Genomic DNA, 9,232 nt, shown 5'->3' on the forward strand with positions numbered 1-9,232 from the left:
AATGCCCGCTCCGCTCTACTGGGATTCCAAGATCCTCCTGTTCAAGATCGAAACGAACTACGGCGTCGACGCCGCGCCGACGGCCGCGGACAACGCCATCCTGGCCACGAACGTCAAGTTCCAGCCCATGGAAGGCACGGACGTCAGCCGCAATCTGGAGCTGCCCTATCTCGGGGCGCAAGGCACCATCCCGAACGAGCTGCACGCGAAGATCAGCTTCGACGTGGAACTGGCCCCCTCCGGAACGCCCGGCGTGGCTCCGGCCTGGGGGCCGCTGCTCCGGGCCTGCGGGGTGGCGCAGGTCGTGAACGCCGGGACCTCGGTCGTCTACAACCCGATCTCGACCGGTCACGAATCCGGGACGATGCATCTGTGGATCGATTCCACCCGCTATGTCGCCCGCGGCATGCGTGGAACGGCCAAGCTGGAGCTGAATGCCCAGGGCATCGGCTATCTGAAGTTCGAGCTGACCGGCCTCTTCGTCGCGCCGGGCGAGCTGGCGCGCCCGAGCCCCGTGAATCTGACGGCCTTCCAGAAACCGCAGGTCGCGACCACGGCCAACACGCCGACCTTCACGATCGGTGGCACCGCCTTCGTGATGCGTTCGTTCGAGCTCGACCTGAAGAACCAGGTGGAGCCGCGCTTCCTCGTCGGTGCCGAGGCGATCCTGATCACCCAGCGCGAGGACATGATCAAGACCGTTGTCGAGGCGCAGCCCTTGTCGCTCTTCAACCCGTTCGTCAAGGCGTTGAACCAGACGACGGACGCGATCACGCTGGTCCACGGCACCGGTGCCGGCCGGGTTTCGGCACTTTCGGTGCCGGCTGCCCAGATGCAGCGCCTGCAAGGGCTCGAGAACGCCCAGAAGATCAAGGAGTGGCCGCTGAGCCTGATGCCCCTTCCGGTGGTGGGCAACGACCAGTGGACCCTGACCCTCACCTGATTTCGACGCCGCGCCGCGCGTATGATTGGAGTCCTGCCATGTTCAAGCTGAAGAAGAACGCGACCTTCCTGCACGACGTGCCCATCCAGTGGCCGGTGGACGGCGGGTTCGAGGAGGTCCAGCTCAAAGTCCGATTCCGTGTTCTCGACGCCGACAGCCTGCGGCTGCATGACGATCTGTCCAGCGAGGCCGGCCAGAACGCCTATCTGCGCGCGATCATCGTGGGTTTCCCGGCGGTGATCGACGACGACGGCAGGCCGGTCCAGGACGACGAGGCCCTGTTCGAGCAGATCGTCGGTCTGACCTTTGTGCGCGCAGCCCTGTTGCGGGCCTATGGCGCGGCGATGTCGGGGGCCCGGGCAAAAAACTGATCTGGGCCGGGCGCGCCTGGTCGAGGGGCGAGCTTGGCCTGAGACGGGAGCGGTTGACCGGGGCCAGAGCTGATGCCGAGCGCTGGGGGCTGCTGCTGCCGGAGGATTTGGACGGGACGGATGACGAGGCAGAGGGTGTCTGGCCGGAGAACGAGGCTGCTGTGCGGACCTTTCTCGAGGTCTGCTCGCAATTCCGAACTGTCGCCCAGCCAGACGGCAGCCTTCAGCGCACCGGCCTGGATTACGCGGCTGTGCGCGCCGGCCTCGAACTGGCGGGTGTCGAGATGACGCGGGAGCTCTGGGAGGCCGTCAGACTGATTGAATGGGGGGTGCTGGGCGCTCAGGCCGACGGAGGCGCGCCATGACGCAACTTACCATGTCGATGCTGTTGCGCGCCGAGGGTGCGCCCGCAGCGAAGGCCGCCATTCAGGATGTCGCCGGCGCGACTGACAGGCTGGCCACCAGCACCGCGCGAGGTACGGCGGCGGATCGCCAGGCAGCGACCGCCAAACAGGCCAGTGCGCAGGCCAGCCGGACGCTGGCTTCGGCCAACAGCGCCGCTGCCGGTGCGACCGGAAACCTGGTCGCGAACTTCAACGACCTGTTCATGATGATCGGGGCGGGGCAGAACCCGCTGACGACCGCGATCCAGCAGGGCACCCAGATCACTCAGGTAATCGGTCCGATGGGAGCGGCGGGTGCGGCGCGCGCGCTGGCCGGGGCCTTTGCGGCCATGCTGAACCCGATCAATCTGGTGACGCTCGGGGCTATCGCCGCCAGTTCGGCGATGCTGCAGTGGCTGACCGGCGCCGAGGACGACGCCCGCACGCTGGAGCAGCAGATCGAGGCGGTCACGGCGGCCGTCAAACGTTGGCGCGACGAGAGCGGCAAGTCGTTCGCCGACCTGCGCGATACCTTCGGAGCCATCACCCCGGAACTCATGGCGATGCGGCGCGAGATCACGCAGCTGCGCATCGCCGAGATCATGACCGAGGCCGATGCGGCAGTGCGCCAGCTGTCGGAGACGCTCGGCGCAGGGATGTTCGCCACAGTCGGTGGCGACATCCGGCGCCTGTTCCTGGAATCGGGTATCACGCTGGGCACGGAGCAGACGGCCCAGTTCCTGGCGCTGATCCAGCAGGTCGGGAATGCCACGGGTGTGCGCGACCAGCTGGCCGCGGTGCAGGCGCTGCGGGAAGAGTTCGCGGCCATCACCGGCGGCATCCAGAACATGTCCGAGGGTCAGCGGGCCTTCTACAGCTCCCTGCTGGAAACCGAATCCGCCCTGCGTGCGGCGGCCGTCGCCACGGGCGACATCGACCAGAAGACTCAGGCCGCGGCCCGCGCTGCCAGCGAGTTGGCAAGCCGCGCACAGTCCGTGGTCGCCACTATCGCGTCTGCGGACGGCAGCCGGCTGGTTTCGGCGTTCCAGTCCGCCTTCCCGGTCGCCAGCCAGCTCCTGGGCATGGCGCAGGGGATTGTGGCGACGATCGGGGCGGCACAGGCGCAAGCCGCCGCCTACGAGTCCGCGCAGACAGGGTCCCTGGCGGCGCAGTATGCCCAATACGGTGCCGGGCGCGTGGCGGGCGAGCGTCTGGCGCGTGAATCCGGTGCCCTCTACGGCGGCAAGCGTGTGATCCCTGCCCCGGTCGTCGTGCGAGGAGGCGGCGGCGGGGGTGGCGGCGGTGGGGGAGGGGGCGGTGCCGCCGCGGCGCTGCAGGAAGCGAATGCGCTGGAGGATCTCATCCGGTCGCTCGAGGAAGAGATCGAGGCGCTGCGGGTTCAGGATCCGATCCAGAAGGAGATGCTGAAGCACCGCGAGGCCCTGACCGGTGCAACCGAGGCCGAACGGCAGAAGGTGGAGGAACTGATCGCCACGCGCGAGCGCGAGGCCGCAGCGCTGGAAGGTGCCAAGGCGCGGGCGGAGTTCTTCGAGGACATCACGAACAGCGCGCTCGATGCCCTGATCGTCAAGGGTCAGAGCTTCAACGACGTGCTGAAGAACATCATCTCGTCGCTGGCTCAGGCGGTCATCCAGGCGGCCCTGTTCGGCAAGGGACCGTTCGGGTCGCTGTTCGGCGGACGGGGGGTTTTCGACCTGATCTTTCCGGGCCTGTCCGGCAAGGCCGAGGGCGGGATCGTGCGCGGGCCGGGCACCGGGACATCCGACAGCATCCCGACCCTGCTGTCGAACGGCGAGTTCGTCGTGAATGCCAGGGCCACGGCGCGAAACCGGCATCTGCTGGAGGCGATCAACGCCGGCAGCCTCGTCGGCTTTGCCGCAGGCGGAGCGGTCGGCCGACCAGGCGGGGCCGGGCGCGAACCGCTCGGCCGGTCGGGTCCGGGCACCATCGTCATCGACATGCGCGGCGCCCGCGGCAACCGGGAGATCGAGGAGATCGCCTTCGCCGCCACCCGGAAGGGACTGGAAATCTACGATCGCGAGGCCTTGCCCGGGTCGGTTCGGCGCGTCAGCCGCGACAGCAAGCGGGTGAACTGATGGCCCTGACCTACCCCCTGAACCGCGCATTCTTCTTCGACACGCTGCTGATCAGCGAGATCACCTTCGACCTGCCGGAGCAGCTCGCCCAGTCGCGTACCGCCGGCGGCGAGCAGCTGACGGCCGAGTACGCCGAGCGGCTGTGGACCGGTCGGGTCGAGCTTGCGCCGATGCTGCGCCACGAGGTCGGCAATCCGGAAGTCCTGCTGTCTGTTCTGCGGCATGCGGGCCGCAGCTTCGACATCTACGATCGCCGGCGGCCCTATCCGCTGGCCGATCCGACCGGAACATTGCTCGGCACGGCGACACCCACCATTCATGCGGTCGGGGTTGATCCGCGCGAGATGGCGCTGGCCGGCCTGCCGCCGGGATACGTCCTGTCGGGCGGTGACTATCTCTCGTTCCCCTATGCTCACCTGTCGGTGACGCGCCAGGCGCTGCACAGGGTTGTGGATTATATGGTCGTGGCGGACAGCGCCGGTCAGACGCCCATGTTCGAAGTCACCCCGCCCCTGCGGCCGACTCCGGCTGTCGGCCAGGGCGTTGAGTTGAGGAAACCCTTCTGCCGGGCCGTCGTCGTCGCCGGGTCGTTCTCGCCGAACACGGGCCGCGGCAACCTGAGCGAGGGTCTCGGCTTCGATTTCGTTCAGACGCTGAGGTAGACATGCGCACGTTCGATGCCGCCACGCTTGCACAGTTCCAGGGCCGCACGGCTCTCAACTCGCGCATCCTGATCTGGGCCGTCGCCCGGAACCGGACGACCGACGCACCCGAAAGTCTCGGCCTTTGGACCGGGGCGCAGGACGCGACCTTCACCATCGCCGGCAGCCCTCGCACCTATGCCGGGGCAGGATCGATCATCGAGATTCCGCCCATCGTGTCGCAGGCCGGGATCGCCGTACGCATGCAGCGCTTCGTGCTGTCGCCGCTGTCCGAGGCGGTTGCGGCACTGATCCGGAGCTACGACGCGCGCTTCGCATCGATTGAGATCCATCGCGCGCTGTTCGATCCGGTGACCGGGCTCCTGGTGGCAGAGCCGCATCGGGTGTTCAAGGGCATCATCGACGAGGTGGACCTGCCCATCGACCCCAAATCCGGCGAGATCCGCTGCGAGGTCACGGTCGCGTCCTCTGCCAGGTTTCTCACGCGCACCCTGCCGCTGAAGCGGTCGGATGAAAGCCAGAAGCGGCGGCTGGGCGACAGATTCCTGCGCTACAGCAAGGTTTCGGGCGAAGTCGATGTCTACTGGGGCACGGGCAAGCCGCCGCTGCGCGCTGGCTCGCTGAACGGGAGGTAGCCGTGAAGGTTCCCCTTCGTCTTCCCGACTGGCGCAGCCGACTCAACGACTACCTCGGGGAGGTCGCGCCCGCCGATTTCCGCTACGGATCGAACGACTGCGCCCTGTTCGCGGCCGGCGCGGTTCGGGCCATGACGGGCCACGATCCGGCCGCCGCGTTCCGTGGGGCTTACACCACCCTTGAAGGCGGCTTGAAGCGCGTCCGAAAGGCGGGTTTCGCCGACCACGTTGCAGTCGTCCGGACGCTGTTCGCCGAGGTCCCCCCAGCGTTCGCCCAGGTGGGCGACATCGCCCTGCTGGACGGCCAAGGCGAGCCGGTGCTCGGGGTGGTCGTGGGCGAGACTGTGGCCTGTCTCGGCCCGCGCGGCCTGGGCCATGTGTCCCGCGAGCACGTCACCACGGCGTGGAGGGTGCCGTGAGCCTGCCGCGGGTCCTGCCGATCCTGATCGCCCTCGTCGTGCTGCCAGCCCCCGCCGACGCGGCGCCGCTCTTCGCGGCCATCAGCACCTTCGCAACGACAGTCGGCGCGGCCATAAAGGCCAGCGTCTTTCTCCAGGTTCTCACCAGGGTTGCCCTCTCGGTGGCGCTGTCCGCTCTCCAGCGCGCCCTGATGCCGAAGCCGCGCGATCCGGGCATCAAGACCAAGGTCACGCAGACCGGCGACACCAACCCGCAGGCATTCCCGCTGCACAAGGTGGCGACCGCCGGAACCCATGCCTGCCCGCCGATGACGCATGGCAGCGCCGGACGGACGCCGAACCACCTGCTGAACTATGTGATCGTGCTGTCCGACGTGCCGGGCGCCACCCTGTCCCGCTGGATGATCAACAATGAGTACGTGACCCTCGGCACCACGCCGCACCCGGACTACGGCCTGCCCGCGACTGGCAAATATGCCGGCCACGCCTGGATCAAGGTCTACGACGGCAGCCAGACTGCCGCCGACCCGATGCTGCTGTCGCGCTACACGACCGGCAACAGCGAGCGGCCGTGGACCGCGGACATGATCGGTCGCGGGCTCGTCTATGCCATCTGCACGTTCCGCTTCAACCGCGAGCTGTTTCCCGGTCTGCCGCGCTGCAAGTTCGAGCTGACCGGGATCCCGCTCTACGATCCGCGCAAGGATACCTCCGTCGGCGGCTCCGGATCGCATCGCTGGAACGACCGCGCCACATGGGAGCCAAGTCTCAATCCGCAGGTCGGCATCTACAACCTGCTGCGCGGGATCGAGCTGCCGGACGGCTCGGTCTATGGTGGCGGTTTCCCGGCCGAGGATGTGCCGCTGGCCTCGTGGTTCGCGGCGATGAACGAATGCGATCTGGCGGTGACGAACGGCAGCGGAACCGAGCCTCAGTTCCGTGCCGGTATCGAGGCCACGGTCGACGAAGAGCCCGCCGATCTGATCGCCGAGTTGCTCAAGGTCTGTTCGGGGAACCTCGCCGAGATCGGCGGCCTGTGGAAGACCCGCGCCGGACCGCCCGGCTCGCCGGTCTACATGATGACCGACTCCGATATCGTCACCTCGAGCCCGCAGGAGTTCCGGCCGTTCCCGAACATGGCCGGCTCCTACAACGGGGCGCACGCCACGTATCCCGACCCGGCCGCCGGCTGGGAGTCAGCCGAGGCCGAACCCTATTACAGCCCGATCTACGAACAGGACGACCGCGGGTTCCGCCTGACCGCCGATCTGAACCTCGTGGCCTGCCCCTTCGCCTCGCAGGCGCGGCGGTTGATGTATGCCTATGTCGAGGGCGAGCGGCGGTTCCGCCGACACGAGCTGACCCTGCCGCCCGATGCGGCCATCCTGGAACCGCTGGATGCGATCGCCTGGACCAGCAGCTGGAACGGCTATGCGTCGAAGCTGTTCGAGATCGCCGAGGTCGCCGAGGACATGCAGAGCGGCTTGCAGCGCGTCAGCCTGATCGAGCGCGATCCGGCCGATTACAACTATCCTGCGCTGCCGGGCCCGGCCCCGATCTCGATCCTGCCCGATCTGCCGCCGGCGCAGACCCTGCCGTCATTCGCCGTCAGCGGCACGTCGATCGGTGACGATACCGGCACTCCACGCCGACCGGCGCTCTCGCTGACCTGGGAGCCGGAACTCTACGACATCTACGGTATCAACTACGAGGTCCGGCTGCAGGCCACGGGCGCCATCGTCTCCCGCGGATCTACCCAGGCGGTGGCCGCCGGGGCACTTCTGGTGACCGAAGGTATCCTGGCATCGACCGTCTACGAGGTGCGCGCACAGCCCGTGGCAGACCGGGCGACCCAATGGACCGCTTGGCTCCCCGCCACGACGCCCGCGACGCTGATCACCAGCCCGGATCTGGCTGAAGGATCCGTGTCGATCCAGTTGCAGACAGTGGTGCTGGGGCCGTTCACGCGGGCCACGTCCGGAGTGGGGACGGTGCTGGCCACCCTTGCGATTGGGGCGATTGATCCTGGCCAGGGCTGGGAACGGCGGATTCATTTCGAGGCACAGGGCGGGTTGTATTTCGGAGACCCCTATTTCACTGTCGAACTGCAGCGCGCGAAGGCTGTGCTGGGCGGCGCTCTGGGACCGTGGGAGACGATCAACACCTACCAGATCAGTAGTGCTGCATGGGACGTCTACGCCAGTTCCGGTTCGGTCGCCGGCAGCTATGACGACCTCCTGTATCGCCTGATCGTCAGCCAGCAGTTGAGCGGCCTGAGCCAGGGCATGTGGCCGGCCGCCAGTGAGACGGTTAGGAATATCTACATGACTGCCGTCAGGATAACCAAATGATCGCGTTCGCGTATATCGACGCGGAAGGACGGCCCATACGGGGTGGTGTGCTGCCTGCGCTTCCCTCAGGAGCAGTGCCGCTGCCTGCGCCGTTCACGACGGCGGATCTGCCGCGCCTCGCCTATCGCGATGGCGTATGGGTCTGGCGGGAGGAAGCCAAGCAGCCCGTGGTGCCGACACGCGAAGAGCTGGAGGCACAGGCTGCGGCCGTGCTCGAGCTGGCGCGCCGAGATGCGCGTCGCCGGATCAACGAACGGATCGGCGCTCTGCGATCCCGCATCTATACCGACATTCCCGGCCAGGACGCGCTCTATCTCGAAAAGCGCGCCGAGGCCCTGGCCTATGTCCGCGAAGCCGAGATGTCCGGCGAACCGAAGGATCTGGCCGACTATCCCCTGATCGCCGGCGAGGTCGGAATCACGGCACCGACGGCCTGGCAGCTGGCGCAGATCTGGCTCCATCTTTCCGACCGGTTCAAGGCGGCCGGGGCAGCAACCGAAACCGCCCGCATGCGGGCGATGGTCGCCATCGAGACCGCGCCGGATCTGACGACGCTCGAAGGGATCGAGATCGAAATTGCCCGGTCGCTCGCAGATATCACGCTCTGAAGAAGGACATCCGCCATGGCATTCCAGTTTTCCACCGCCGCCCGTAATGCCGCTCTCGACGCGATCGAGACAGCGATCGGGCCGGCGCCGACCCTCGAGCTGAGAACCGGCGCCCCGCCTGCCAACTGCGCGGCGGCCGACAGCGGCTCCGTTCTGGCGACGATGACCCTGCCGTCTGACTGGCTGGCCGCTGCAAGCGGAGGGACCAAGGAGCTGGCCGGCACCTGGCAGGACAGCGCGGCCGATGCGGCCGGAACGGTGGGTCACTTCCGCATTAAGCAGGGGGCCACCTGCCACATTCAGGGCTCGGTCACGATCACCGGTGGAGGTGGCGACATGACGCTGGACAACAACGTTCTCGCCCCTGGCCAGCAGGTCACGATCACCTCATTCACCATCATCGCCGGCGGGGCGTGATCAGATGGGCATCCGGCACGCCTATAGCGCAACCGGGCCGAACGACTCCGGGAAGCAGGTCAGCGTCGATCGGTGGAACGAGGATCACGTTCTGGTCGGTCCGATCACGCTGGGCGGTGTTGCGTCCGATCCGGGCGCGCCTGCCGACGGCATGCTATGGCTGAACACCACTACCGGCGAGGTCAAGGTGCGCAGCGCGGGCACGACCCGCCTTATCGGACTGTCGCCCGGTGGCGCCTCGGGGGAAATCCAGTTCAACAACGCGGGAGCGTTCGGCGGCGCGGCGGACGTGGAGATCGAGGGCGGCCAGCTGCGCCTGCCGACCA

The 9,232-nt window shown here is 67.5% G+C and carries 11 protein-coding genes; all 11 read left to right on the plus strand.

Going from position 1 to position 9,232, the window contains the following annotated elements:
- Position 1 precedes the first annotated feature (1 nt).
- Positions 2 to 943, plus strand: a complete 942-nt coding sequence (locus tag FL625_RS16805; RefSeq protein WP_149589830.1) for a phage tail tube protein — start codon at positions 2 to 4, stop codon at positions 941 to 943.
- A 38-nt stretch (positions 944 to 981) separates the two neighbouring features.
- Positions 982 to 1,314, plus strand: a complete 333-nt coding sequence (locus FL625_RS16810; RefSeq protein WP_149589831.1) for a hypothetical protein — start codon at positions 982 to 984, stop codon at positions 1,312 to 1,314.
- A gap of 53 nt (positions 1,315 to 1,367) precedes the next feature.
- Complete coding sequence (locus FL625_RS16815; protein WP_149589832.1) at positions 1,368 to 1,679, plus strand: DUF1799 domain-containing protein; 312 nt, start codon at positions 1,368 to 1,370, stop codon at positions 1,677 to 1,679.
- The gene (locus FL625_RS16820) at positions 1,676 to 3,814 is read left to right on the plus strand and encodes a phage tail length tape measure family protein (protein WP_160147811.1); all 2,139 of its coding nucleotides are present in this window, start codon (positions 1,676 to 1,678) and stop codon (positions 3,812 to 3,814) included. Before FL625_RS16815 ends, FL625_RS16820 begins: the two co-directional genes overlap by 4 nt.
- On the plus strand, positions 3,814 to 4,476 hold the full coding sequence (locus FL625_RS16825) for a hypothetical protein (RefSeq protein WP_149589834.1): 663 nt from the start codon (positions 3,814 to 3,816) through the stop codon (positions 4,474 to 4,476). The genes FL625_RS16820 and FL625_RS16825 overlap by 1 nt, the downstream gene beginning before the upstream one ends.
- Before the next feature lie 2 nt (positions 4,477 to 4,478).
- Positions 4,479 to 5,111, plus strand: coding sequence for a hypothetical protein (locus FL625_RS16830; RefSeq protein WP_149589835.1), 633 nt, complete (start codon positions 4,479 to 4,481; stop codon positions 5,109 to 5,111).
- A gap of 2 nt (positions 5,112 to 5,113) precedes the next feature.
- Positions 5,114 to 5,530, plus strand: coding sequence for a DUF6950 family protein (locus tag FL625_RS16835; protein WP_149589836.1), 417 nt, complete (start codon positions 5,114 to 5,116; stop codon positions 5,528 to 5,530).
- A complete protein-coding gene (locus FL625_RS16840; RefSeq protein WP_149589837.1) occupies positions 5,527 to 7,881 on the plus strand; it encodes a phage tail protein in 2,355 nt (784 codons plus the stop codon). Before FL625_RS16835 ends, FL625_RS16840 begins: the two co-directional genes overlap by 4 nt.
- The gene (locus FL625_RS16845) at positions 7,878 to 8,489 is read left to right on the plus strand and encodes a hypothetical protein (RefSeq protein WP_149589838.1); all 612 of its coding nucleotides are present in this window, start codon (positions 7,878 to 7,880) and stop codon (positions 8,487 to 8,489) included. The genes FL625_RS16840 and FL625_RS16845 overlap by 4 nt, the downstream gene beginning before the upstream one ends.
- Positions 8,490 to 8,504: 15 nt before the next feature.
- Positions 8,505 to 8,906 carry a hypothetical protein gene (locus tag FL625_RS16850; protein ID WP_149589839.1) on the plus strand — a complete coding sequence of 134 codons (402 nt, stop codon included), beginning with the start codon at positions 8,505 to 8,507 and terminating at the stop codon, positions 8,904 to 8,906.
- A gap of 4 nt (positions 8,907 to 8,910) precedes the next feature.
- Positions 8,911 to 9,232: hypothetical protein (locus FL625_RS16855; protein WP_149589840.1), on the plus strand; the 322-nt coding region annotated here is incomplete at its 3' end.

Origin of the sequence: Tabrizicola flagellatus, assembly GCF_008271465.1 — a bacterium.
Lineage (GTDB): Bacteria > Pseudomonadota > Alphaproteobacteria > Rhodobacterales > Rhodobacteraceae > Tabrizicola > Tabrizicola flagellata.

What these genes read in the sequence shown, in the direction of transcription:
- FL625_RS16805 (WP_149589830.1), top strand. Translation starts at nt 2, where the DNA reads ATGCCCGCTCCGCTCTACTGGGATTCCAAGATCCTCCTGTTCAAGATC.
- FL625_RS16810 (WP_149589831.1), top strand. Translation starts at nt 982, where the DNA reads ATGTTCAAGCTGAAGAAGAACGCGACCTTCCTGCACGACGTGCCCATC.
- FL625_RS16820 (WP_160147811.1), top strand. Translation starts at nt 1,676, where the DNA reads ATGACGCAACTTACCATGTCGATGCTGTTGCGCGCCGAGGGTGCGCCC.
- FL625_RS16825 (WP_149589834.1), top strand. Translation starts at nt 3,814, where the DNA reads ATGGCCCTGACCTACCCCCTGAACCGCGCATTCTTCTTCGACACGCTG.
- FL625_RS16830 (WP_149589835.1), top strand. Translation starts at nt 4,479, where the DNA reads ATGCGCACGTTCGATGCCGCCACGCTTGCACAGTTCCAGGGCCGCACG.
- FL625_RS16845 (WP_149589838.1), top strand. Translation starts at nt 7,878, where the DNA reads ATGATCGCGTTCGCGTATATCGACGCGGAAGGACGGCCCATACGGGGT.
- FL625_RS16850 (WP_149589839.1), top strand. Translation starts at nt 8,505, where the DNA reads ATGGCATTCCAGTTTTCCACCGCCGCCCGTAATGCCGCTCTCGACGCG.